This is a genomic window from Pseudomonas sp. TZ252 (assembly GCF_056110345.1).
Genome location: NZ_CM148566.1, coordinates 3,890,191 through 3,914,269 on the forward strand (window position 1 = coordinate 3,890,191; position 24,079 = coordinate 3,914,269).

Sequence of the window (24,079 nt, forward strand, 5' to 3'; positions counted from 1 at the left end):
CTGACGTCATGGAAAAGACCCGGAAGGATGTGTGCGTGCCACGCCACGTGGCCATTATCATGGACGGTAACAATCGCTGGGCGAAGAAGCGTCTTCTGCCCGGCGTCGCCGGCCACAAGGCCGGTGTCGATGCCGTCAGGGCGGTGATCGAGGTCTGCGCCGAGGCAGGGGTCGAGGTCCTCACCCTGTTCGCGTTCTCCAGCGAGAACTGGCAGCGTCCGGCGGACGAAGTCAGCGCGCTGATGGAGCTGTTTCTCGTGGCCCTGCGCCGCGAGGTGCGCAAGCTCGACGAGAACGGCATCCGCCTGCGCATCATCGGCGATCGCACGCGTTTCCATCCGGAGTTGCAGGCGGCCATGCGCGAAGCGGAAGCCGCCACTGCCAGCAATACCCGTTTCCTCCTCCAGGTCGCCGCCAACTACGGCGGCCAGTGGGACATCGTCCAGGCCGCACAGCGCCTGGCGCGCGAGGTCCAGGGCGGGCACCTGGCGGCGGACGATATCTCCGCCGAGCTGCTCCAGGGTTGCCTGGTGACCGGCGACCAGCCGCTGCCCGACCTGTGCATCCGCACCGGCGGCGAGCATCGCATCAGCAATTTCCTCCTCTGGCAGCTGGCCTATGCCGAGCTGTATTTCTCCGACCTGTTCTGGCCCGACTTCAAGCACGCGGCGATGCGGGCTGCCCTGGCGGATTTCTCCAAGCGCCAGCGCCGCTTCGGCAAGACCAGCGAGCAAGTCGAGGCCGAGGCCCGTCCGTCATGCTGAAACAACGGATCATCACGGCGCTGGTGCTCCTGCCCATCGCGCTGGGTGGTTTTTTCCTTCTCGAAGGGGCGTTCTTCGCCCTGTTCATCGGCGCGGTGGTGAGCCTGGGGGCCTGGGAATGGGCACGCCTGGCCGGCTATGAACAGCAGTTCGGCCGCGTTGCCTACGCGGCGACGGTCGCCGTACTGATGGTCGCTCTCTACCATCTGCCGCAGCTTGCCGGAGCCGTGCTGCTGCTGGCGTTGGTCTGGTGGACGCTGGCCACTGTGCTGGTGCTCACCTACCCGGAAAGCGTCGGCTACTGGGGCGGACGCTGGCGCCGCCTGGGCATGGGCCTGCTGATCCTGTTGCCGGCCTGGCAGGGGCTGGTCCTGCTCAAGCAGTGGCCGCTGGCCAATGGCCTGATCATCGCCGTGATGGTGCTGGTCTGGGGCGCGGATATCGGCGCCTACTTCTCCGGCAAGGCCTTCGGCAAGCGCAAGCTGGCGCCGCGGGTCAGCCCCGGCAAGAGCTGGGAAGGCGTTTACGGCGGCCTGGCGGCCAGCCTGGCGATCACCCTGGCGGTCGGCCTCTACCGCGGCTGGTCCCTCGGCGCGCTGCTCCTGGCCCTGCTCGGCGCGGCGCTGGTGGTGTTCGTCTCGATCGTCGGCGACCTCACCGAAAGCATGTTCAAGCGCCAGTCCGGAATTAAGGACAGCAGCAACCTGCTGCCCGGCCACGGTGGCGTGCTGGATCGCATCGACAGCCTGACGGCCGCCATCCCGGTATTCGCGGCCCTGCTCTGGGCCGCCGGTTGGGGTGCGCCATGAGTCGACCGCAGCGGATCAGCGTGCTCGGCGCGACCGGCTCGATCGGCCTGAGCACCCTGGACGTCGTCCAGCGTCATCCCGATCGTTACGAAGCCTTCGCCCTGACTGGCTTCAGCCGCCTGGCTGAACTCGAGGCGCTGTGCCTCAGGCACCGCCCCGTCTATGCGGTGGTGCCGGAGCAGGCCGCGGCGATCGCCTTGCAGGGCTCGCTCGCCGCGGCGGGTATCCGCACCCGGGTGCTGTTCGGCGAGCAGGCGTTGTGCGAAGTGGCCAGCGCGCCCGAAGTGGACATGGTAATGGCGGCCATCGTCGGCGCCGCCGGGCTGCCGTCGACCCTGGCGGCCGTCGAGGCCGGCAAGCGCGTACTGCTGGCCAACAAGGAAGCGCTGGTGATGTCCGGCGCGCTGTTCATGCAGGCGGTCAAGCGCAGCGGCGCGGTGCTCCTGCCGATCGACAGCGAGCACAACGCGATCTTCCAGTCGCTGCCGCGCAATTATGCCGATGGCCTGGAGCGGGTCGGCGTGCGCCGGATCCTCTTGACCGCCTCCGGCGGCCCGTTCCGCGAGACGCCGCTGGAGCAACTCGCTTCGGTGACGCCGGAGCAGGCTTGTGCGCACCCGAACTGGTCGATGGGGCGGAAGATTTCCGTCGATTCCGCCAGCATGATGAACAAGGGGCTCGAACTGATCGAGGCGTGCTGGCTGTTCGACGCCCAGCCGAGCCAGGTCGAGGTGGTGATCCACCCGCAGAGCGTGATCCACTCGATGGTGGACTACGTCGACGGCTCGGTGATCGCCCAGCTCGGCAATCCGGACATGCGCACGCCGATTTCCTATGCCATGGCCTGGCCGGAGCGAATCGATTCCGGCGTTTCGCCGCTGGACATGTTCGCCGTCGGTCGCCTGGATTTCCAGCGCCCCGACGAGCAGCGCTTCCCCTGCCTGCGCCTGGCGAGCCAGGCCGCGGAAACCGGCGGCAGCGCCCCGGCCATGCTGAATGCCGCGAACGAGGTGGCCGTGGCCGCATTTCTCGAGCGGCACATCCGCTTCAGCGACATCGCGGTTATCATCGAGGACGTGCTGAACCGCGAGGCGGTGACCGCAGTCGAATCGCTCGATCAGGTCCTGGCCGCCGATCGCCGCGCCCGTTCGGTCGCCGGGCAATGGTTGACCCGACACGCCGGCTAGTCTTCGGACGGCCTGGAGGTAGGAGATGAGTGCGCTTTACATGATCGTCGGTACCCTGGTGGCCCTGGGCGTGCTGGTGACGTTCCACGAATTCGGCCACTTCTGGGTCGCGCGACGCTGCGGGGTGAAGGTCCTGCGCTTCTCCGTCGGCTTCGGCACGCCGCTGGTGCGCTGGCACGACCGGCACGGCACCGAGTTCGTGGTGGCGGCCATTCCGCTGGGCGGCTACGTCAAGATGCTCGACGAGCGCGAGGCGGAAGTACCGGCCCATCTGCTCGAACAGTCCTTCAATCGCAAGACGGTCCGTCAGCGGATCGCCATCGTCGCGGCTGGTCCCATCGCCAATTTCCTACTGGCGATTCTGTTCTTCTGGGGCGTCGCCCTGCTCGGTAGCCAGCAGGTGCGCCCGGTCATCGGTTCCGTGGCGCCGGAGAGCCTGGCCGCCCAGGCCGGCCTGGAGGCCGGGCAGGAACTGCTGGCGGTGGACGGCGAGCCCGTCACCGGCTGGAGCGGGGTCAACCTGCAGCTGGTTCGCCGTCTCGGCGAGAGCGGTACGCTGGAAGTGCGGGTGCAGGAAAAGGGCTCGAATGTCGATTCCACCCACCAGGTGCGTCTGGATGGCTGGCTGAAGGGCGAGGACAATCCCGATCCCATCGCCTCGCTGGGCATCCGGCCCTGGCGGCCGGCCTTGCCGCCGGTGCTGGCCGAACTCGACCCCAAGGGGCCGGCGCAGGCCGCCGGGCTGAAGCTCGGCGACCGCTTGCAGAGCATCGATGGCATCGCCGTCGACGACTGGCAGCAGGTGGTGGACAGCGTCCGTGCCCGTCCCGGGCAGCGCGTCCAGCTCAAGGTGCTGCGCGACGGCGAAGTGCTGGATGTTGCCCTGGAGCTGGCGGTGCGCGGCGAGGGCAAGGCCCGGAGCGGCTACATGGGGGCGGGGGTCGCCGGTACCGAATGGCCGGCGGAAATGCTCCGCGAAGTGAGCTACGGACCGCTGGAGGCGGTGGGTCAGGCGCTTTCCCGAACCTGGACCATGAGCCTGCTAACGCTCGACTCCATAAAGAAAATGTTGCTCGGCGAGCTCTCGGTAAAAAACTTGAGCGGGCCGATAACCATTGCTAAAGTGGCGGGCGCTTCAGCCCAGTCTGGCGTGGGGGATTTTCTCAATTTCCTGGCCTATCTGAGCATTAGCTTGGGGGTTCTCAACCTGCTGCCGATCCCTGTCCTCGATGGCGGGCATCTGCTGTTCTATCTGGTTGAGTGGGTGCGCGGGCGCCCATTATCCGAACGGGTACAGGCTTGGGGGATGCAGATCGGCATCAGTCTGGTCGTTGGCGTGATGTTGCTCGCTCTGGTCAACGATCTGAGTCGTCTGTAGTCATGTTGAATTCGAATCTGCCGCCCTTTGCGGCAGATTCTCTATTTGTCAGTTGGAAAAAAAAGGACTCCATGAAACGCTTTCTGCTACCCGCGCTGCTGTCAGCGCTGATGATCGCCGAGGTTCACGCCGAGTCCTTCACTGTTTCCGATATCCGGGTCAATGGCCTGCAGCGCGTGTCCGCCGGTAGCGTGTTCGCCGCCCTGCCGCTGAACGTCGGCGAGACCATCGACGACCAGGCCCTGGTCCAGGCCACCCGCTCCCTGTTCAAGACCGGTTTCTTCCAGGACATCCAGCTCGGCCGCGATGGCAACGTGCTGGTAGTCACTGTAGTCGAGCGCCCGTCGATCTCCAGCATCGAGATCGAGGGCAACAAGGCGATTTCCAAGGAAGACCTGCTCAAGGGCCTGAAACAGTCCGGCCTGGCCGAGGGCGAGATCTTCCAGCGCGCCACCCTCGAAGGCGTGCGCAACGAGCTGCAACGCCAGTACGTGGCCCAGGGCCGCTACTCGGCCGAGATCAACGCGGAAGTGATCCCGCAGCCGCGCAACCGCGTCGCGCTGAAGATCAACATCAACGAAGGCACGGTCGCCGCGATTTCCCACATCAACGTGGTGGGCAACACCGTCTTCTCCGAAGAAGACCTGACCGACCTGTTCGAACTGAAGACCACCAACTGGCTGTCGTTCTTCAAGAACGACGACAAGTACGCCCGCGAAAAGCTCTCCGGCGACCTCGAGCGCCTGCGCTCCTATTACCTGGACCGCGGCTACATCAACATGGATATCGCCTCCACCCAGGTATCCATCACCCCGGACAAGAAGCACGTCTACATCACCGTCAACATCAACGAGGGTGAGAAGTACACCATCCGCGACGTGAAGCTGACCGGCGACCTGAAGGTGCCGGAAGAGGAAGTGAAGCGCCTGCTGCTGGTACAGAAGGGCCAGGTGTTCTCGCGCAAGGTGATGACCACCACCTCCGACCTGATCACCCGTCGCCTGGGCAACGAGGGCTACACCTTCGCCAACGTCAACGGCGTGCCGGAAGCCCATGACGACGACAAGACCGTCTCGGTGACCTTCGTCGTCGACCCGGGCAAGCGCGCCTACGTCAACCGCATCAACTTCCGCGGCAACACCAAGACCGAAGACGAAGTGCTGCGCCGCGAAATGCGCCAGATGGAAGGCGGCTGGGCCTCCACCTACCTGATCGACCAGTCCAAGGCCCGTCTGGAGCGCCTCGGCTACTTCAAGGAAGTCAACGTCGAGACCCCGGCGGTTCCCGGCACCGACGACCAGGTCGACGTCAACTACAGCGTCGAAGAGCAACCGTCCGGCTCGATCACCGCCAGCGTCGGCTTCGCCCAGAGCGCCGGCCTGATACTCGGCGGCTCGATCAGCCAGAACAACTTCCTGGGTACCGGCAACAAGGTCAGCATCGGCCTGACCCGCAGCGAATACCAGACCCGCTACAACTTCGGCTTCGTCGACCCCTACTGGACCGTCGACGGCGTCAGCCTCGGCTACAACGCCTTCTACCGGAAGACCGACTACGACGAACTCGACGTCGACGTCGCCAGCTACTCGGTGAACAGCCTGGGCGCCGGCATGAGCATCGGCTACCCGATCAGCGAGACCTCGCGCCTGACCTATGGCCTGAGCGTGCAGCGCGACCAGATCGACACCGGCCGCTACACCGTGGACGAGATCTACGACTTCCTCGACAAGGAAGGCGACAACTTCACCAACTTCAAGGCTTCCATCGGCTGGTCCGAATCGACCCTGAACAAGGGCGTGCTGGCCACCCGTGGTCACTCGCAGAGCCTGACCCTGGAAACCACCCTGCCGGGCAGCGACCTGTCGTTCTACAAGATCGACTACCGCGGGCAGGTCTTCGCCCCGCTGACCGACAACTACACCATGCGCTTCCACACCGAGCTGGGCTATGGCGACGGCTACGGATCCACCGAGCGCCTGCCGTTCTACGAGAACTACTACGCCGGCGGCTTCAACTCGGTGCGGGGCTTCAAGGACAGCACGCTGGGGCCTCGTAGTACCCCCTCTAGGGCTTACAAGGATGGGAAGATCATTCCTGGGCCTGATGAGCGTGGTCGCTACACCGACCCGGACCAGGATCCCGAAGCCTTCGGTGGTAACATCCTGATCACCGGCGGCGCCGAGCTGCTGTTCCCGCTGCCGTTCGTCAAGGACCAGCGCCAGTTGCGTACCGTGCTGTTCTGGGACGTGGGTAGCACCTTCGATACCGACTGCCCGACCAAGACCACCACCAACTGCGACGGCATCAAGACCGACAACCTCGCCAGTTCCGTGGGCGTCGGCCTGACCTGGATCACCGCGCTGGGCCCGCTGAGCTTCAGCCTGGCGACGCCGATCAAGAAGCCGGACAACGCGGAAACCCAGGTCTTCCAGTTCTCCCTGGGCCAGACCTTCTGATTTGTACGTAGTACCGAGTAACGAAACCATGCTTTGTGCAGGAGTGCATCGTGCGTAAGTTCACCCAGTTCGTCCTGATCACCGCAGCCATCATGGCGGCTCCTTCGGCGTTCGCTGAAATGAAGATCGCGGTGCTCAACTACCAGATGGCGCTGCTCGAGTCCGATGCCGCCAAGCAATACGCCGTGGATGCCGAGAAGAAGTTCGGCCCCCAGCTGAACAAGCTGAAGAACCTCGAGCGCGACGCCAAGGCGCTGCAGGACAAGCTGGTTTCCAACGGCAGCAAGATGTCCCAGGGCGACCGCGAGAAGGCCGAGCTGGACTTCAAGCAGAAGGCCCGTGACTTCCAGTTCCAGTCCAAGGAATTGAACGAGTCGAAGGCCGCCGCCGACCGCGACATGCTGAAGAAACTCAAGCCGAAGCTGGACCAGGCCGTCGAGGAGACCATCAAGAAAGGTGGTTACGACATGGTCATCGAACGTGGCGCCGTGGTCGACGTCAAGCCGCAATACGACATCACCCGCCAGGTGATCGAGCGGATGAACCAGCTGCGTTGATGATGAGTACCTTGTCCTACACCCTGGGCCAGCTGGCCGCGCATGTCGGCGCGGAAGTCCGTGGCGACGCGGACTTGCCGATCCAGGGCCTGGCGACCTTGCAGGAGGCCGGACCGGCTCAGCTGAGCTTCCTGGCCAACCCGCAGTATCGCAAGTACCTGCCCGAAAGCCGTGCCGGCGCCGTCCTGCTGACGGCTGCCGACGCCGACGGGTTCGCCGGTACCGCGCTGGTGGTGGCCAACCCCTACCTGGCCTATGCCAGCCTGTCGCACCTGTTCGATCGCAAACCGAAGGCGGCCGCCGGTATCCATCCTACCGCCATCGTCGCGGCGGACGCCGAGGTCGATCCGAGCGCCAGCGTCGGCGCCTATGCGGTGATCGAGAGTGGCGCCCGCATCGGCGCTGGCGTCAGCATCGGCGCGCACTGCGTGATCGGAGCCCGTAGCGTGATCGGCGAAGGCGGCTGGCTGGCGCCGCGAGTCACGCTCTACCACGACGTCACCATCGGCGCGCGGGTGAGTATCCAGTCGGGCGCGGTGATCGGCGGCGAAGGTTTCGGTTTCGCCAACGAGAAGGGCGTCTGGCAGAAGATCGCCCAGATCGGCGGGGTGACCATCGGTGACGACGTCGAGATCGGCGCGAACACCACCATCGACCGTGGAGCACTGTCCGATACGCTGATCGGCAACGGTGTGAAGCTGGACAACCAGATCATGATCGCGCACAACGTGCAGATCGGCGATCATACCGCCATGGCCGCTTGCGTCGGCATTTCCGGCAGCGCCAAGATCGGCAGGCATTGCATGCTCGCCGGCGGCGTTGGCCTGGTCGGCCATATCGAGATCTGCGACAACGTTTTCGTGACCGGCATGACCATGGTGACCCGCTCGATCACCGAGCCGGGATCGTATTCCTCCGGTACCGCCATGCAACCGGCGGCCGAATGGAAAAAAAGCGCCGCGCGCATTCGTCAACTGGACGACATGGCGCGTCGACTTCAGCAGCTGGAAAAACGCCTGGCTGCCGTGACCTCAAGCGGTGACGCTTCATCTGATGCGTAATTGACGTTTTTTGCGTCACCCTTTTCTGAACAGGCTCCCCCTAACATGATGGACATCAACGAGATTCGCGAATACCTGCCTCATCGCTATCCTTTCCTGCTGGTGGATCGGGTGGTAGAGCTGGACATCGAGGGCAAGCGCATTCGCGCCTACAAGAATGTCAGTATCAATGAGCCGTTCTTCAACGGACATTTCCCCGAGCACCCGATCATGCCGGGCGTGCTGATCATCGAGGCGATGGCCCAGGCGGCCGGTATCCTCGGTTTCAAGATGCTCGACGTGAAGCCCGCCGACGGCACCCTTTACTACTTCGTCGGTTCGGACAAGCTGCGCTTCCGCCAGCCGGTCCTGCCGGGCGACCAACTGCAACTGCACGCCAAGTTCATCAGCGTGAAGCGCAGCATCTGGAAATTCGACTGCCACGCTACCGTCGACGACAAGCCGGTATGCTCGGCTGAAATCATCTGTGCGGAACGCAAACTATGAGTTTGATCGATCCTCGCGCCATCATCGATCCGAGCGCCAGGCTGGCGGCTGACGTCCAGGTGGGCCCGTGGTCCATCGTCGGGGCGGAAGTGGAGATCGGTGAAGGGACGGTGATCGGTCCGCACGTGGTGCTCAAGGGCCCCACGAAGATCGGCAAGCACAACCGCATCTACCAGTTTTCCAGCGTCGGCGAGGATACTCCCGACCTGAAATACAAGGGCGAGCCGACGCGCCTGGTGATCGGTGACCACAACGTGATCCGCGAAGGCGTGACCATCCATCGCGGAACCGTCCAGGATCGCGCGGAAACCACCATTGGCGACCACAACCTGATCATGGCCTATGCGCACATCGGCCATGACAGCGTGATCGGCAACCATTGCATCCTGGTGAACAACACGGCGCTGGCCGGGCATGTCCACGTGGACGACTGGGCGATCCTGTCCGGCTACACCCTGGTGCACCAGTACTGCCGGATCGGCGCGCACAGCTTTTCCGGCATGGGCAGCGCCATCGGCAAGGACGTCCCGGCCTACGTGACGGTCTTCGGCAACCCGGCCGAAGCCCGCAGCATGAACTTCGAAGGCATGCGTCGGCGCGGCTTCAGCAGCGAGGCCATCCATGCCCTGCGGCGTGCCTACAAGGTGGTCTATCGCCAGGGACATACCGTCGAGGAAGCCCTGGCCGAGCTGGCCGAAAGCGCTGCCCAGTTCCCCGAGGTCGCGGTGTTCCGTGATTCCATCCAGAGCGCAACCCGCGGCATCACCCGCTGAGCCATGGCTGACGGATTACGCGTAGCCCTGGTCGCCGGCGAGGCCTCCGGCGACATCCTCGGGTCCGGACTGATGCAGGCGCTGCGGGCGCGGCACCCGGATATCGAGTTCATCGGCGTCGGTGGGCCGCGCATGGAGGCCGAAGGGCTGTCCAGCTATTTCCCCATGGAGCGCCTGTCGGTGATGGGCCTGGTCGAAGTGCTGGGCAGGCTGCCGGAGTTGTTGCGACGGCGCAAGCGCCTGATCCGCACGCTCATCGAGGCCCGGCCGGATGTGATGATCGGCATCGACGCTCCCGACTTCACCCTCGGCGTCGAACACAAGCTGCGCCAGGCTGGCCTGCGCACCGTGCATTACGTCAGCCCTTCGGTATGGGCCTGGCGGCAGAAGCGGGTGCTGAAGATTCGCGAAGCCTGCGATCTGATGCTGGCATTGTTCCCCTTCGAAGCACGTTTCTACGAAGAGCATGGGGTGCCTGTGCGTTTCGTCGGCCACCCCCTGGCCAACACCATTCCCCTGGAGGCGGATCGCGCTGCGGCCCGCGCGCGGCTCGGATTGCCGGCGGACGGACAGGTGCTGGCGCTGATGCCGGGCAGTCGCGGCGGCGAGGTCGGCAAGCTCGGCGCCTTGTTCCTCGACACCGCCCAGCGTCTGCTCGTCGAACGGCCGGGCTTGCGTTTCGTGCTGCCCTGCGCCAGCGCTGCACGGCGCGAACAGATCGAGCAGATGCTCCAGGGCCGCGAGCCTCTGCCGCTGACGCTGCTCGACGGTGCGTCCCATGAAGCGCTTGCCGCCTGCGATGCGGTGCTGATCGCCTCCGGTACCGCGACCCTCGAGGCGCTGCTCTACAAGCGGCCCATGGTGGTGGCTTATCGGGTCGCCGGGCTGACGTACCGGATTCTCAAGCGCCTGGTGAAAAGCCCGTACATCTCCCTGCCGAACCTGTTGGCCGGACGCCTGTTGGTGCCGGAGCTGATCCAGGACGCCGCGACTCCGCAAGCGCTGGCCGCAACCCTCTTGCCGCTGCTGGACGACGGCTCGCAGCAGGTGGAATTCTTCGATGCCATCCATCGGGCCTTGCGCCAGGATGCCTCGGCACAGGCGGCGGAAGCCGTCCTGCAACTGGTGGAGCGCCGCTGATGCAACTGGGGCTGGATTTCAATCTGGTGGAGGATCTGGTCGCGGGCGTCGACGAGGTCGGTCGCGGTCCGTTGTGCGGCCCGGTGGTCACCGCCGCGGTGATTCTCGACCCGAGCCGCCCGATCCTCGGCCTGAACGACTCGAAGAAGCTCAGCGAAGCCCGCCGCGAGGCGCTGTTCGAAGAGATCCGCGAGAAGGCCCTGGCCTGGTGCATCGCCCGCGCCGAGGTCGAGGAGATCGACCGGCTGAACATTCTGCATGCCACCATGCTCGCCATGCAGCGCGCGGTCGAAGGCCTCAGCGTGACTCCGCGGCTGGCCCTGATCGACGGCAATCGTTGTCCGAAACTGGCGGTGCCCTGCGCGCCGGTGGTCAAGGGCGACAGCCAGGTGCCGGCGATCGCTGCGGCGTCGATCCTGGCCAAGGTCAGTCGCGACCGGGAAATGGTCGAGCTGGACCGGGTCTATCCGGGCTATGGCATGGCCGGGCACAAGGGATATCCGACCGCGGTCCATCTCGAGGCGCTTTCCCGCCTCGGCCCGACGCCGATCCATCGACGCTCGTTTGCGCCGGTTCGCGAATTGCTGGACGTCTCTGTTCAATAATTGAACGGATGTCGCGTGACTGACCGTATCTGTCGCCTGGTGACAAGCGGCGAGCGACGTCAATAGCGGAAAGTCCTGCCCCTTCCTGCCAAGTGCCATTCACAGCGAAATTTCCTTCGGCTCGCACGTCATTCCGTGTGTGTCCGAAACACGCGGCCTTCTACCCGGGAGGTCGGCTGACAACAATCCGCCACAAGCGGAACAGGGGAGTTATCCATGCAAGAATTCGCCACTCAGGTCGTCGACCTGCTCAACGGCCTTATCTGGGGCAAGATCCTCATCTGGCTGCTGGTCGGTTGCGGCCTGTACTTCACCGTGCGCCTGGGGCTGATCCAGTTCCGCCACTTCGGTCATACCTTCAGCGTGCTCAAGGGCAGCCGCCAGTCGGACGACTCGGGAATCTCCTCGTTCCAGGCGCTCTGCACCTCTCTGGCGGCGCGGGTCGGTACCGGCAACGTCGCCGGCGTGGCGGTAGCGATCACGCTCGGCGGTCCCGGCGCAGTGTTCTGGATGTGGGCGATCGCCCTGGTGGGGATGGCGACCGGCTTCGTCGAGGCGACCCTGGCCCAGTTGTTCAAGATTCGCGACGACAAGGGCCAGTTCCGTGGCGGCCCGGCCTACTACATGGAGAAGGGCCTGGGCGCGCGCTGGATGGGCATCCTGTTCTCGATCTTCCTGATCATCGCCTTCGGTTTCGTCTTCAACTCGGTGCAGGCCAATACCATCACCGGTGCCATGCAGGGCGCCTTCGGCGTGCCGACCTGGATCAGCGGCATCGCCGTGGTGATCCTCACCGCGTTGATCATCTTCGGCGGCCTGCGTTCCATCGCGCGCTTCTCCGAACTGGCGGTACCCTTCATGGCGGTGGCCTACCTGCTGCTGGCGGTGGGCATCATCCTGTTCAACCTCAGCGAACTGCCGGGCGTCCTGGCGATGGTGGTGAAGAGTGCCTTCGGCTGGCACGAGGCCGCCGCCGGCGGCATCGGCGCGGCGATCCTCAACGGCTTCAAGCGCGGCCTGTTCTCCAACGAAGCAGGCATGGGCTCGGCGCCCAACGCCGCCGCCTCGGCCACGCCCTATCCGCCGCACCCGGCGTCCCAGGGCTACGTGCAGATGGCCGGCGTGTTCATCGATACCCTGCTGATCTGTACCGCTTCCGCCGCCATCATCCTGCTGGCCGGACCGCAGGAAGGCGAGGGCATCATGCTGGTGCAGAATGCCCTGACCAGCCAGGTCGGCGATTGGGGCCGCTATTTCCTGGCGGTGATCATCCTGTTCTTCGCCTTCACCTCGATCGTCGCCAACTACTTCTATGCCGAGAACTGCCTGGTATTCCTCGAGCACAACCACCTGGCGGGCCTGTTGATCTTCCGCCTGATCGTGCTGGCGATGGTGATGTTCGGCGCGCTGGCTTCGCTGCCGTTCGTCTGGAACCTTGCCGACGTGTCGATGGGCCTGATGGCGATCACCAACCTGATCGCCATCCTGCTGCTGTCCAACCTCGCGATCAAGCTGGCCAAGGACTACAACGCCCAGCGCAAGGCCGGCAAGCTGCCGACCTTCGACGCCAGCCAGTTCCCGGAAGTCCAGCAGAAGCTCGAGCCGGGCATCTGGGACGACCGCCGCGCCTGAGCGCGGGGCGGGCGAGGTTTCTCGGCGCAGCCGAGGCGCATCGTCCGCTCTTGAACCTGTAGCTTTGCCACCGGGCCCGGTACAATCCGGGCCTTGTCGTTTTTGCGTTATTTCTGCTCCGGGGCCTTCATGACCGTATCCTTCGTTCACCTGCGTCTGCATACCGAATTCTCCCTGGTCGACGGCCTGGTCCGGGTCAAGCCCCTGGCCAAGGCAGTGGCAGGGCTGGGCATGCCGGCGGTGGCGGTCACCGACCAGAGCAACATGTGCTCGCTGGTGAAGTTCTACAAGACCGCCATGGGCGCCGGCATCAAGCCGATCTGTGGGGCCGACATCTGGCTCGCCAGCCGCGAGGAAGATGGCCCGCTCAGTCGCCTGAGCCTGCTGGCGATGAACGCGAAGGGCTATCGCAACCTCACCGAGCTGATTTCCCGCGGTTGGAGCGAAGGCCAGCGCAACGGCGAGATCATCATCGAGCGCGACTGGGTCAAGGAGGCGGCGGAAGGCCTGATCGCGCTGTCCGCGGCCAAGGAGGGCGAGATCGGCCACGCGCTGCTCGATGGCGAGGAAGCCAAGGCCGAGGCGCTGTTGCGCGAGTGGATGGAGGTGTTCCCCGAGCGCTTCTACGTCGAAGTGCAACGTACCAGCCGGGTCAACGACGAGGAGCACCTCCACGCGGCGGTGGCTTTGGCGTCACGCTGCAACGCGCCGCTGGTGGCGACCAACGACGTGCGCTTCATCAAGCAGGAGGACTTCGAGGCCCACGAGACCCGCGTCTGCATCGGCGAGGGGCGGACCCTCGACGATCCGCGGCGGCCGCGTACCTATTCGGACCAGCAATACCTGAAGTCGCCGGCGGAAATGGCCGAGCTGTTCAGCGACCTGCCGGAAGCGTTGGAAAACACCGTCGAGATCGCCAAGCGCTGCAACATCGAGGTGCAGCTGGGCAAGTACTTCCTGCCGGACTTCCCCACGCCCAATGGCATGGGCATCGACGACTACCTGCGGCACGCCTCCTTCGAAGGTCTCGAGGAGCGCCTGGAGGTGCTGTTGCCGAAGGACACCCCGGACTACGAGGCCAAGCGCCAGGTCTATGTCGATCGCCTGAACTTCGAACTCGATATCATCATCCAGATGGGTTTCCCCGGTTACTTCCTCATCGTGATGGACTTCATCAAGTGGGCGAAGAACAACGGCGTACCGGTAGGCCCCGGGCGGGGCTCGGGCGCCGGCTCGCTGGTGGCCTACGTGCTGAAGATCACCGACCTCGATCCGCTGGCCTATGACCTGCTGTTCGAACGTTTCCTCAACCCGGAACGGATCTCCATGCCCGACTTCGACGTCGACTTCTGCATGGAGGGCCGCGACCGGGTGATCGACTACGTGGCCGACGCCTACGGGCGCAACGCGGTGAGCCAGATCATCACCTTCGGCACCATGGCGGCGAAGGCGGTGGTACGCGACGTGGCGCGGGTCCAGGGCAAGTCCTACGGTCTCGCCGACCGGCTGTCGAAGATGATTCCGTTCGAAGTCGGCATGACCCTGGATAAGGCCTACGAGCAGGAAGAAATGCTCCGCGACTTCCTCAAGAGCGACGAGGAAGCCGCCGAGATCTGGGAGATGGCCCTCAAGCTGGAAGGCATCACTCGCGGTACCGGCAAGCACGCCGGTGGCGTGGTGATCGCGCCGACCAAGCTGACCGACTTCTCGCCGATCGCCTGCGACGAGGAAGGCGGCGGCCTGGTGACCCAGTTCGACAAGGACGACGTGGAGGCGGCCGGCCTGGTGAAGTTCGACTTCCTCGGCCTGCGGACCCTGACCATCATCAAGTGGGCGATGGAGATCATCAACCGCGAGCAGGCCAAGAAGGGCCTGGAGCCGGTGAACATCGACTTCATCCCGCTGGACGACAAGCCGACCTATTCGCTGCTGCAGAAGGCCGAGACCACTGCGGTGTTCCAGCTCGAATCGCGCGGCATGAAGGAGCTGATCAAGAAGCTCAAGCCGGACTGCCTGGAAGACCTCATCGCACTGGTGGCGCTGTTCCGCCCGGGTCCTCTGCAGTCGGGCATGGTGGACGACTTCATCAACCGCAAGCACGGTCGCGCCGAGCTGTCCTATCCGCACCCCGATTACCAGTACGCCGGCCTGGAGCCGGTGCTCAAGCCCACCTACGGCATCATCCTGTACCAGGAACAGGTGATGCAGATCGCCCAGGTCATGGCCGGCTATACCCTCGGTGGCGCGGACATGCTGCGCCGGGCGATGGGCAAGAAGAAGCCCGAGGAAATGGCCAAGCAGCGCGGCGGTTTCATCGAGGGTTGCAAGAACAACGGCATCGATGCCGACCTCGCGGGCAACATCTTCGACCTGGTGGAAAAATTCGCCGGCTACGGCTTCAACAAGTCGCACTCGGCAGCCTACGGCCTGGTCTCCTACCAGACCGCCTGGCTGAAGACCCACTTCCCGGCGCCGTTCATGGCCGCGGTACTCACCGCGGATATGCAGAACACCGACAAGGTGGTGACGCTGATCGAAGAATGCCGGCACATGAAGCTGCGCATCGTGGCGCCGGACGTGAACAACTCCGAGTTCCGCTTCACCGTCGACGACGATGGCCGGATCGTCTATGGCCTGGGCGCGATCAAGGGCGTCGGCGAGGGGCCGGTGGAGGCGATCACCGAGTGCCGCGCCGAAGGCGGGCCGTTCAACACCCTGTTCGACTTCTGCGACCGCGTCGACCTGAAACGCATCAACAAGCGCACCCTGGAAGCGCTGATCCGCGCCGGTGCGCTGGATCGCCTGGGGCCGCACTACCACGACGAGCTAAAGGCCTACCAGGCTACCGTCGACCTCAACCGCGCCGTGCTGCTGGCGGCGATGGAGGAAGCGATCCAGGCCGCCGAGCAGACCGCGCGCAGCCACGACAGCGGGCACATGGACCTGTTCGGCGGAGTCTTCGCCGAGCCGGAGGCGGATGTCTACGCCAACCACCGCAAGGTCAAGGAGCTGACCCTCAAGGAACGCCTGAAGGGCGAGAAGGACACCCTCGGCCTGTACCTGACCGGCCATCCGATCGACGAGTACGAAGGCGAGGTGCGGCGCTTCGCCCGCCAGCGCATCGTCGAGCTGAAGCCGGCGCGCGATACCCAGACGGTGGCCGGGCTGATCGTCAACCTGCGGGTGATGAAGAACAAGAAGGGCGACAAGATGGGCTTCGTCACCCTAGACGACCGCTCCGGACGGATCGAGGCCTCGCTGTTCTCCGAAGCCTTCGCCGCGGCCCAGTCGCTGCTGCAGACCGACGCGCTGGTGGTGGTCGAGGGCGAGGTCAGCCAGGACGACTTCTCCGGCGGACTGCGCCTGCGCGCCAAGCGCGTGATGAGCCTGGAGGAGGCGCGTACCGGCCTGGCGGAGAGCCTGCGGATGAAGCTGCACGCCGACCTGTTGAAGGGCGATCGCCTGCGCTGGCTGGGCGAGCTGTTCAACCGCCATCGCGGTTCCTGCCCGATCACCCTGGACTACACCAGCGCCGACGCCAAGGCCCTGCTGCAGTTCGGCGAGAGCTGGCGGGTGGATCCGGCGGACGATCTGATCCAGGCATTGCGTGACCAGTTCGGGCGCGACAACGTCTTCCTCAATTATCGTTAATCGCGATGGGCGATAACGCCGTTGTTCCGCGCTCTGCGGCGGGAAAACGCGGATCGCCCTTGCTCCCGGCTCGACCCCTGGCGCCCGATCCCGTAAGGTAGGGCGCCAAACGGAAACGGCCCACTAGAATCTGCGCACGACGGAAGCCTATGAACCCGAACTTTCTTGATTTCGAACAGCCGATCGCCGACCTGCAAGCCAAGATCGAAGAGCTGCGCCTGGTGGGCAACGACAATGCGCTGAACATCAGCGACGAAATCTCGCGTCTGCAGGACAAGAGCAAGGCGCTCACCGAAAACATCTTCGGCAATCTGTCCAGTTGGCAGATCGCCCAGCTCGCGCGCCATCCCAAGCGTCCCTATACCCTCGACTACATCGGCTACCTGTTCAGCGATTTCGAGGAACTGCACGGCGACCGGCATTTCGCCGACGACCCGGCGATCGTCGGTGGCGTTGCCCGCCTCGACGGTTCCCCGGTGATGGTCATCGGCCACCAGAAAGGCCGCGAAGTCCGTGAGAAGGTCCGGCGCAACTTCGGCATGCCGCGTCCGGAAGGCTATCGCAAGGCCTGCCGCCTGATGGAAATGGCCGAACGCTTCAAGATGCCGATCCTCACCTTCATCGACACGCCCGGCGCCTACCCGGGCATCGATGCCGAGGAACGCGGCCAGAGCGAGGCGATCGCCTGGAACCTGCGGGTGATGGCGCGACTGAAGACGCCGATCATCGCCACCGTGATCGGCGAGGGCGGTTCCGGCGGCGCGCTGGCCATCGGTGTCTGCGACCAGTTGAACATGCTGCAATACTCCACCTATTCGGTGATCTCGCCGGAAGGCTGCGCCTCCATCCTCTGGAAGACCGCCGAGAAGGCGCCGGAAGCCGCAGAGGCCATGGGCATCACCGCCGAGCGCCTGAAAGGCCTGGGCATCGTCGACAAGGTCATCGACGAACCGCTGGGCGGCGCCCATCGCGATCCGGCGAGCATGGCCGAATCGATCCGTGGCGAACTGCTGACGCAACTGAAGATGCTCCAGGGCCTGGAAATGGGTGAGTTGCTGGAGCGTCGTTACGACCGCCTGATGAGCTACGGCGCGCCGTAAGCCATCCGGCGCACTGGTACGATCGACAAGCCCGGCATTCGCCGGGCTTGTCGCATGAGGAGCGCAAGCATGCCGGCGGTGCCGCTCGAATCCCGTCTGTTACAGGCCCTGGCGCCCTGGCGCGAAGCGGGGGGCTGGTGCGTGGCGTTTTCCGGCGGGCTGGATTCCACGGTGTTGCTGCATCTGCTCGCCCAACTGGCCCGGAGCGAAGCCTTGCCGGCGCTGTCGGCGCTGCATGTCCACCATGGCTTGCAGGCTGCGGCGGACGGTTGGCCGGCGCACTGCCAGGCGGTCTGCCGGTCGCTGGGTATCCCGCTGCGGGTCGAGCGGGTGCAGGTCGCCGTTGGCGGCAGCATCGAGCAGGCGGCGCGCGACGCCCGCTATCGCGCATTCCAGGCGAGCCTGGGCGAGGGACAGGTGCTGCTCACCGCGCAGCACCTCGACGACCAGGCCGAGACCCTGCTGTTCCGCCTGTTGCGTGGAGCGGGCCTGCGCGGCCTGGCGGCGATGCCGGCGAGCCGGCCGCTGGGCGGCGGCCGCCTGTGCCGACCCTTGCTCGGGGTTTCCCGCGCCGAACTGGAAGCCTATGCGCAGGCGCACCGGCTGGACTGGGTGGAGGATCCTTCCAACCAGGATCCGCGCTTCTCGCGCAACTACCTGCGCCGGGAGATCATGCCGCGTCTCGCCTCCCACTGGCCGCAGGCCGTCGCCGGCATGGCGCGCTGCGCGGCGCATCTGCGCGAGGCCGAAGACCTGCTGGCTGAACTGGCCGCCATCGACCTCCGGGCCTGCCGCCAACCCTCGGAACTGGATTGGCCGGACTGGCTGGATCTGCCCCGGATCGCCCTGGAGCCTCTGCGCCGCCTCAGCGCTGCGCGCCAGCGCAACCTGCTGCGGGCCTGGCTGGGGCAGCTGACGCGGTTGCCGGACAGTGACCACTGGGCCGGCTGGGAGTCGTTGCGCGATGCCGGCGACGATGCCGACCCGATCTGGCGCCTGGAGAGCGGCGAGCTGCGTCGCGGCGCGGGGCGGATCTGGTGGTTGCCGGCGGACTGGCGGGCGGCGGCGGGACCGTTCGTCTGGGAGCGTCCCGCTCATCCATTGCTTCTTCCCGGCAATGGTCGGCTGGCGTTGCTCGGCGAGGTTCCGGCGGGGCCGTTGCGCGTCGACTACCGGCGGGGTGGGGAGGTGCTGGCCCTGGCCGGGCGCGGTCGCCGCGACCTCAAGCGATTGCTCAACGAAGCGGGCGTACCGAGCTTCCTGCGCGGTCGTTTGCCGCTGCTCTTCCGAGCCGACGAACTGCTCGCGGTGGCCAACATTCCTGGCCTGGACAGTCCCCGCGAGGGGGGCTGGCGACTGTCCTGGAGCCCGCCGACGAACGACCCGGGTTTGAGCTAGTAAGCCGTTTCCAGTAGACTACGCTCCCGTCTTGTACTGCTCCCGCCGATTCCCTCCGGAATCAGCAGGAGTTTGCTTTGCCCACGGATTTGTCCGTGGCGGGAGCTGGCCTCCCTTCTCCGAATCCCCGGCGGTTGATCCCGCCTAAACGCTGACTTCTAGGGTTTTTCATGACGCGCTACATCTTCGTCACGGGTGGTGTTGTTTCTTCATTGGGGAAAGGCATCGCTTCGGCTTCTCTGGCTGCGATCTTGGAAGCGCGTGGCCTGAAGATCACGATGCTCAAGCTGGACCCTTACATCAACGTGGACCCGGGCACCATGAGCCCGTTCCAGCACGGTGAGGTCTTCGTGACCCAGGACGGCGCCGAGACCGACCTGGACCTGGGCCATTACGAGCGCTTCGTTCGTACCACCATGACCCAGAACAACAACTTCACCACCGGCCGCGTCTACATGGACGTGTTGCGCAAGGAACGCCGCGGCGACTACCTGGGCGCCACCGTGCAGGTGATCCCGCACATCACCGACGAGATCAAGCGGCGCATCATCAAGGGCGCCGGCGATGCCGACGTCGCCCTGGTGGAGATCGGTGGCACCGTCGGCGACATCGAGTCGCAGCCGTTCCTCGAGGCGATCCGCCAACTGCGCGTCGAGATCGGCGCCAAGCGCGCGATGCTGATGCACCTGACCCTGGTCCCGTACATCGCCACCGCCGGCGAGACCAAGACCAAGCCGACCCAGCACTCGGTCAAGGAGCTGCGCTCCATCGGCCTGCAACCGGACGTGCTGGTCTGCCGTTCCGACCACCCGATCGACGTCTCCTCGCGGCGCAAGATCGCGCTCTTCACCAACGTCGAGGAGCGCGCGGTGATCGCCCTGGAAGACGTCGACACCATCTACCGCATCCCGTCGGTGCTGCATGCCCAGGGCCTGGACGACATCGTCGTCGAGCGCTTCGGCCTGGAGTGCGGGCAGGCCGACCTGTCCGAATGGGACCGGGTGGTCGATGCCAAGCTCAACCCCGAGCGTGAAGTCACCATCGCCATGGTCGGCAAGTACATGGAACTGCTGGACGCGTACAAGTCGCTGATCGAGGCGATGACCCACGCCGGCATCCAGAGCCGCACCAAGGTCAACCTGCGCTACATCGACTCCGAAGACATCGAGCAGCAGGGCACCAGCCTGCTGGAAGGCGTCGACGCCATCTTGGTCCCGGGCGGCTTCGGCCTGCGCGGCGTGGAAGGCAAGATCAGCACCGTGCAGTACGCCCGCGAGAACAAGATCCCCTACCTGGGCATCTGCCTGGGCATGCAGGTCGCGGTCATCGAATACGCCCGCAACGTGCTCGGCTGGAGCGACGCCAACTCCACCGAGTTCGACAAGTCCAGCGGCCATCCGGTGGTCGGCCTGATCACCGAGTGGCAGGACGCGACCGGCGCCACCGAGATCCGCACCGAAGCTTCCGACCTGGGCGGCACCATGCGCCTGGGCGCCCAGGAGTGCCAGCTGCAGACCGGCACCCTGGTGCACGACTGCTATGCCAAGGACGTGATCGTCGAGCGCCATCGCCATCGCTACGAAGTGAACAACAACCTGCTGCCGCAACTGGAGCAGGCCGGCCTGAAGATTTCCGGCCGCTCCGGCGACGGCGCCCTGGTGGAAGTGGTCGAGGCCCCGGAGCATCCGTGGTTCGTCGCCTGCCAGTTCCACCCGGAGTTCACCTCCACACCGCGTGATGGCCACCCGCTGTTCAGCGGTTTCGTCAACGCCGCGCTGAAATATTCCGGGAAGGCCTGAGCATGGCACAGAAGATCGTTCGCGTCGGCGATATCCAGATCGGCAACGACCTGCCGTTCGTGCTGTTCGGCGGCATGAACGTGCTGGAGTCGCGCGACCTGGCCATGCAGGTCTGCGAAGAATACGTACGGGTTACCGAGAAACTCGGTATCCCCTATGTGTTCAAGGCCAGCTTCGACAAGGCCAACCGTTCCTCGATCCACTCGTTCCGTGGTCCGGGCCTGGAAGAGGGAATGAAGATCTTCGAAGAGATCAAGAAGACCTTCAAGGTACCGGTCATCACCGATGTCCACGAGCCGTTCCAGGCCCAGCCGGTGGCCGAGGTCTGCGACATCATCCAGCTGCCGGCCTTCCTCTCGCGACAGACCGACCTGGTGGTGGCGATGGCCAGGACCAACGCGGTGATCAATATCAAGAAGGCCCAGTTCCTCGCGCCCCAGGAGATGAAGCACATCCTGACCAAGTGCGAGGAAGCCGGTAACGACCGCCTGATCCTCTGCGAGCGCGGCTCCTCCTTCGGTTACAACAACCTGGTGGTCGACATGCTCGGCTTCGGCATCATGAAGCAGTTCGAGTACCCGGTATTCTTCGACGTCACCCACGCCCTGCAGATGCCTGGCGGTCGCGCGGACTCCGCCGGCGGCCGGCGCGCCCAGGTCACCGACCTGGCCAAGGCCGGGCTCAGCCAGAAGCTCGCCGGGCTGTTCCTCGAGGCCCATCCGGACCCCGAGCACGCCAAGTGCGACGGTCCGTGCGCGCTGCGCCTGAACAAACTCGAAGCCTTCCTGTCCCAGCTCAAGCAACTGGACGAGCTGATCAAGAGCTTTCCTGCAATCGAGACTGCCTAGTCTCCTCAGACCGCCCCGTTCATTCACTTCGGAGTGTTAACAAGAATGGCAAAGATCGTCGACATCAAGGGCCGTGAGGTCCTGGACTCCCGCGGCAACCCTACCGTTGAAGCGGACGTGATCCTGGACAACGGCATCGTCGGCAGCGCCTGCGCGCCTTCCGGTGCTTCCACCGGTTCCCGCGAGGCCCTCGAGCTGCGCGATGGCGACAAGAGCCGTTACCTGGGCAAGGGCGTGCTGAAAGCCGTGGCCAACATCAACGGCCCGATCCGCGACCTGCTGCTGGGCAAGGACGCGGCCGACCAGAAAGCCCTCGACCACGCGATGATCGAGCTGGACGGCACCGAGAACAAGGCCAAGCTGGGCGCCAACGCGATCCTCGCGGTGTCCCTGGCTGCCGCCAAGGCCGCCGCACAGGCCAAGGGCGTACCGCTGTACGCGCACATCGCCGACCTCAACGGCACTCCCGGCCAGTACTCCATGCCGGTGCCGATGATGAACATCATCAACGGCGGCGAGCATGCGGACAACAACGTCGATATCCAGGAATTCATGGTCCAGCCGGTCGGCGCGAAGAACTTCGCCGAGGCGCTGCGCATGGGCGCCGAGATCTTCCATCACCTCAAGGCCGTGCTGAAGGCCCGTGGCCTGAACACCGCCGTCGGTGATGAAGGCGGCTTCGCGCCGAACCTGTCGTCCAACGAAGACGCCCTGGCCGCCATCGCCGAGGCCGTCGAGAAGGCCGGCTACAAGCTGGGCGACGACGTGACCCTGGCCCTGGACTGCGCCTCCAGCGAGTTCTTCAAGGACGGCAAGTACGACCTGGAAGGCGAAGGCAAGGTATTCGACGCCGCCGGTTTCGCCGACTACCTGGCCGGCCTGACCCAGCGCTACCCGATCATCTCCATCGAGGACGGCATGGACGAGTCCGACTGGGCCGGCTGGAAAGGCCTGACCGACAAGATCGGCGCCAAGGTCCAACTGGTCGGCGACGACCTGTTCGTGACCAATACCAAGATCCTCAAGGAAGGCATCGAGAAGGGCATCGGCAATTCGATCCTGATCAAGTTCAACCAGATCGGTTCGCTCACCGAGACCTTGGAAGCCATCCAGATGGCCAAGGCCGCCGGCTATACCGCGGTGATCTCGCACCGCTCCGGCGAAACCGAGGACTCGACCATCGCCGACCTGGCCGTGGGTACCGCCGCCGGTCAGATCAAGACCGGTTCGCTGTGCCGCTCCGACCGCGTGTCCAAGTACAATCAGTTGCTGCGCATCGAAGAGCAACTGGGCGCCAAGGCGCCGTACCGTGGTCGCGCGGAATTCCGCGGCTGAGCCTAGTCTGGTACGGTGAAGGGGTGGCAAGAGCCACCCCTTTTCTTCTCAAGGAGTTCGAGGCTTGAGGTTACGTAGCCCCTACTGGCTGTTCGTGGTGCTGATCCTGGCGCTGGCGGGCCTGCAATATCGCCTGTGGGTCGGCGATGGCAGCCTGGCGCAGGTGCGCGACCTGCAGAAGCAGATCGCCGACCAGCATGGCGAGAACGAGCGCCTGCTGGAGCGCAACCGGATTCTCGAAGCCGAAGTCGCCGAGCTGAAGAAAGGCACCGAGACCGTCGAGGAGCGTGCGCGGCACGAGCTCGGCATGGTCAAGGACGGCGAAACCCTCTACCAGCTCGCCAAGTGAGCTGACGACCCTTCTCCCGATGACGACTTCCGACCTTCCCGCCTTCTGGACGGTGATCCCCGCCGCCGGCGTGGGTTCGCGCATGCGCGCCGACCGCCCGAAGCAATATCTCGATCTTGCCGGTCGCACCGTGATCGAGCGCACCCTCGATTGTTTCCTCGAACACCCGATGCTCAGGGGCCTGGTGGTCTGCCTGGCCGAGGACGATCCCTACTGGCCCGGGCTGGACTGCGCCGCCAGCCGGCATGTGCAGCGCGCCGCCGGGGGCGTCGAGCGCGCCGGCTCGGTGTTGAACGGCTTGCTGCGCCTGCTGGAGTTGGGGGCACAGGCCGACGACTGGGTGCTGGTGCATGACGCCGCGCGGCCGAACCTGACCCGCGGCGACCTCGACCGCCTGCTCGAAGAACTCGCCGAAGATCCGGTCGGCGGGCTGCTGGCGGTGCCGGCGAGGGACACTCTCAAGCGCTCCGACCGCGACGGCCGGGTCAGCGAAACCATCGACCGCTCGGTGGTCTGGCTGGCCTATACGCCGCAGATGTTCCGCCTCGGCGCCCTGCACCGGGCGCTGGCCGATGCGTTGGTGGCCGGCGTGGCGATCACCGACGAGGCTTCGGCGATGGAGTGGGCCGGCTATGCGCCGAAGCTGGTGGAAGGGCGCGCCGACAACCTGAAGATCACCACCCCGGAAGACCTGCTGCGCCTGCAGCGCAGTTTTCCGCACTGAACCCTGGCACAAGAAAGCCGCCCCGAG

20 protein-coding genes are annotated in these 24,079 nt (G+C 65.1%); all 20 read left to right on the forward strand.

Annotation, left to right across the window (positions count from 1 at the left end):
• The first annotated feature begins 8 nt into the window (after window positions 1–8).
• The 20 genes from uppS to ispD all read left to right on the forward strand — a co-directional run bounded on the left by uppS (window position 9) and on the right by ispD (window position 24,052).
• On the forward strand, window positions 9–764 hold the full coding sequence (gene uppS, locus ACYAF3_RS18010; protein ID WP_003129937.1) for a polyprenyl diphosphate synthase: 756 nt from the start codon (window positions 9–11) through the stop codon (window positions 762–764).
• Window positions 758–1,573 carry a phosphatidate cytidylyltransferase gene (cdsA, locus tag ACYAF3_RS18015; protein WP_003092388.1) on the forward strand — a complete coding sequence of 272 codons (816 nt, stop codon included), beginning with the start codon at window positions 758–760 and terminating at the stop codon, window positions 1,571–1,573. Before uppS ends, cdsA begins: the two co-directional genes overlap by 7 nt.
• Window positions 1,570–2,760: a 1-deoxy-D-xylulose-5-phosphate reductoisomerase gene (gene ispC / locus ACYAF3_RS18020; protein ID WP_003113864.1), complete on the forward strand. Its 1,191-nt coding sequence runs from the start codon at window positions 1,570–1,572 to the stop codon at window positions 2,758–2,760. The genes cdsA and ispC overlap by 4 nt, the downstream gene beginning before the upstream one ends.
• 25 nt (window positions 2,761–2,785) lie before the next feature.
• The gene (rseP, locus tag ACYAF3_RS18025; protein WP_031755775.1) at window positions 2,786–4,138 is read left to right on the forward strand and encodes a sigma E protease regulator RseP; all 1,353 of its coding nucleotides are present in this window, start codon (window positions 2,786–2,788) and stop codon (window positions 4,136–4,138) included.
• A 71-nt stretch (window positions 4,139–4,209) separates the two neighbouring features.
• Window positions 4,210–6,594, forward strand: a complete 2,385-nt coding sequence (bamA, locus tag ACYAF3_RS18030) for an outer membrane protein assembly factor BamA (protein WP_003098590.1) — start codon at window positions 4,210–4,212, stop codon at window positions 6,592–6,594.
• Between the two features lie 50 nt (window positions 6,595–6,644).
• Entirely contained in the window at window positions 6,645–7,151 is a 507-nt protein-coding gene (locus tag ACYAF3_RS18035) for an OmpH/Skp family outer membrane protein (protein WP_003098586.1), read from the forward strand.
• Entirely contained in the window at window positions 7,151–8,212 is a 1,062-nt protein-coding gene (gene lpxD, locus ACYAF3_RS18040) for a UDP-3-O-(3-hydroxymyristoyl)glucosamine N-acyltransferase (RefSeq protein WP_003098585.1), read from the forward strand. Before ACYAF3_RS18035 ends, lpxD begins: the two co-directional genes overlap by 1 nt.
• Before the next feature lie 45 nt (window positions 8,213–8,257).
• Window positions 8,258–8,698, forward strand: a complete 441-nt coding sequence (fabZ, locus tag ACYAF3_RS18045) for a 3-hydroxyacyl-ACP dehydratase FabZ (RefSeq protein ID WP_003092375.1) — start codon at window positions 8,258–8,260, stop codon at window positions 8,696–8,698.
• On the forward strand, window positions 8,695–9,471 hold the full coding sequence (gene lpxA / locus ACYAF3_RS18050) for an acyl-ACP--UDP-N-acetylglucosamine O-acyltransferase (protein ID WP_003092373.1): 777 nt from the start codon (window positions 8,695–8,697) through the stop codon (window positions 9,469–9,471). The genes fabZ and lpxA overlap by 4 nt, the downstream gene beginning before the upstream one ends.
• Before the next feature lie 3 nt (window positions 9,472–9,474).
• On the forward strand, window positions 9,475–10,611 hold the full coding sequence (gene lpxB, locus ACYAF3_RS18055) for a lipid-A-disaccharide synthase (protein ID WP_023081544.1): 1,137 nt from the start codon (window positions 9,475–9,477) through the stop codon (window positions 10,609–10,611).
• A complete protein-coding gene (gene rnhB, locus ACYAF3_RS18060) occupies window positions 10,611–11,216 on the forward strand; it encodes a ribonuclease HII (protein ID WP_003098580.1) in 606 nt (201 codons plus the stop codon). The genes lpxB and rnhB overlap by 1 nt, the downstream gene beginning before the upstream one ends.
• Window positions 11,217–11,432: 216 nt before the next feature.
• The gene (locus tag ACYAF3_RS18065; RefSeq protein WP_003092370.1) at window positions 11,433–12,848 is read left to right on the forward strand and encodes an alanine/glycine:cation symporter family protein; all 1,416 of its coding nucleotides are present in this window, start codon (window positions 11,433–11,435) and stop codon (window positions 12,846–12,848) included.
• 129 nt (window positions 12,849–12,977) lie between these two features.
• The gene (gene dnaE / locus ACYAF3_RS18070; protein WP_003098578.1) at window positions 12,978–16,499 is read left to right on the forward strand and encodes a DNA polymerase III subunit alpha; all 3,522 of its coding nucleotides are present in this window, start codon (window positions 12,978–12,980) and stop codon (window positions 16,497–16,499) included.
• Between the two features lie 149 nt (window positions 16,500–16,648).
• Entirely contained in the window at window positions 16,649–17,599 is a 951-nt protein-coding gene (accA, locus tag ACYAF3_RS18075; protein ID WP_003098575.1) for an acetyl-CoA carboxylase carboxyl transferase subunit alpha, read from the forward strand.
• Window positions 17,600–17,668: 69 nt separating this feature from the next.
• Window positions 17,669–18,997: a tRNA lysidine(34) synthetase TilS gene (tilS, locus tag ACYAF3_RS18080; RefSeq protein ID WP_003098572.1), complete on the forward strand. Its 1,329-nt coding sequence runs from the start codon at window positions 17,669–17,671 to the stop codon at window positions 18,995–18,997.
• 170 nt (window positions 18,998–19,167) lie between these two features.
• The gene (locus ACYAF3_RS18085) at window positions 19,168–20,796 is read left to right on the forward strand and encodes a CTP synthase (protein ID WP_003092366.1); all 1,629 of its coding nucleotides are present in this window, start codon (window positions 19,168–19,170) and stop codon (window positions 20,794–20,796) included.
• Between the two features lie 2 nt (window positions 20,797–20,798).
• On the forward strand, window positions 20,799–21,644 hold the full coding sequence (gene kdsA, locus ACYAF3_RS18090; RefSeq protein WP_003092365.1) for a 3-deoxy-8-phosphooctulonate synthase: 846 nt from the start codon (window positions 20,799–20,801) through the stop codon (window positions 21,642–21,644).
• 45 nt (window positions 21,645–21,689) lie between these two features.
• A complete protein-coding gene (gene eno / locus ACYAF3_RS18095; RefSeq protein WP_003092364.1) occupies window positions 21,690–22,979 on the forward strand; it encodes a phosphopyruvate hydratase in 1,290 nt (429 codons plus the stop codon).
• Window positions 22,980–23,043: 64 nt separating this feature from the next.
• Window positions 23,044–23,328, forward strand: a complete 285-nt coding sequence (gene ftsB, locus ACYAF3_RS18100) for a cell division protein FtsB (protein ID WP_003098569.1) — start codon at window positions 23,044–23,046, stop codon at window positions 23,326–23,328.
• A gap of 19 nt (window positions 23,329–23,347) precedes the next feature.
• Window positions 23,348–24,052 carry a 2-C-methyl-D-erythritol 4-phosphate cytidylyltransferase gene (gene ispD, locus ACYAF3_RS18105; protein WP_003122146.1) on the forward strand — a complete coding sequence of 235 codons (705 nt, stop codon included), beginning with the start codon at window positions 23,348–23,350 and terminating at the stop codon, window positions 24,050–24,052.
• Window positions 24,053–24,079 lie beyond the last annotated feature (27 nt).

Coding starts and splice junctions, on each gene's coding strand:
- uppS (WP_003129937.1), top strand. CDS start 9: ATGGAAAAGACCCGGAAGGATGTGTGCGTGCCACGCCACGTGGCCATT.
- cdsA (WP_003092388.1), top strand. CDS start 758: ATGCTGAAACAACGGATCATCACGGCGCTGGTGCTCCTGCCCATCGCG.
- ispC (WP_003113864.1), top strand. CDS start 1,570: ATGAGTCGACCGCAGCGGATCAGCGTGCTCGGCGCGACCGGCTCGATC.
- rseP (WP_031755775.1), top strand. CDS start 2,786: ATGAGTGCGCTTTACATGATCGTCGGTACCCTGGTGGCCCTGGGCGTG.
- bamA (WP_003098590.1), top strand. CDS start 4,210: ATGAAACGCTTTCTGCTACCCGCGCTGCTGTCAGCGCTGATGATCGCC.
- lpxD (WP_003098585.1), top strand. CDS start 7,151: ATGATGAGTACCTTGTCCTACACCCTGGGCCAGCTGGCCGCGCATGTC.
- fabZ (WP_003092375.1), top strand. CDS start 8,258: ATGATGGACATCAACGAGATTCGCGAATACCTGCCTCATCGCTATCCT.
- lpxA (WP_003092373.1), top strand. CDS start 8,695: ATGAGTTTGATCGATCCTCGCGCCATCATCGATCCGAGCGCCAGGCTG.
- lpxB (WP_023081544.1), top strand. CDS start 9,475: ATGGCTGACGGATTACGCGTAGCCCTGGTCGCCGGCGAGGCCTCCGGC.
- rnhB (WP_003098580.1), top strand. CDS start 10,611: ATGCAACTGGGGCTGGATTTCAATCTGGTGGAGGATCTGGTCGCGGGC.
- ACYAF3_RS18065 (WP_003092370.1), top strand. CDS start 11,433: ATGCAAGAATTCGCCACTCAGGTCGTCGACCTGCTCAACGGCCTTATC.
- dnaE (WP_003098578.1), top strand. CDS start 12,978: ATGACCGTATCCTTCGTTCACCTGCGTCTGCATACCGAATTCTCCCTG.
- accA (WP_003098575.1), top strand. CDS start 16,649: ATGAACCCGAACTTTCTTGATTTCGAACAGCCGATCGCCGACCTGCAA.
- tilS (WP_003098572.1), top strand. CDS start 17,669: ATGCCGGCGGTGCCGCTCGAATCCCGTCTGTTACAGGCCCTGGCGCCC.
- ACYAF3_RS18085 (WP_003092366.1), top strand. CDS start 19,168: ATGACGCGCTACATCTTCGTCACGGGTGGTGTTGTTTCTTCATTGGGG.
- kdsA (WP_003092365.1), top strand. CDS start 20,799: ATGGCACAGAAGATCGTTCGCGTCGGCGATATCCAGATCGGCAACGAC.
- eno (WP_003092364.1), top strand. CDS start 21,690: ATGGCAAAGATCGTCGACATCAAGGGCCGTGAGGTCCTGGACTCCCGC.
- ispD (WP_003122146.1), top strand. CDS start 23,348: ATGACGACTTCCGACCTTCCCGCCTTCTGGACGGTGATCCCCGCCGCC.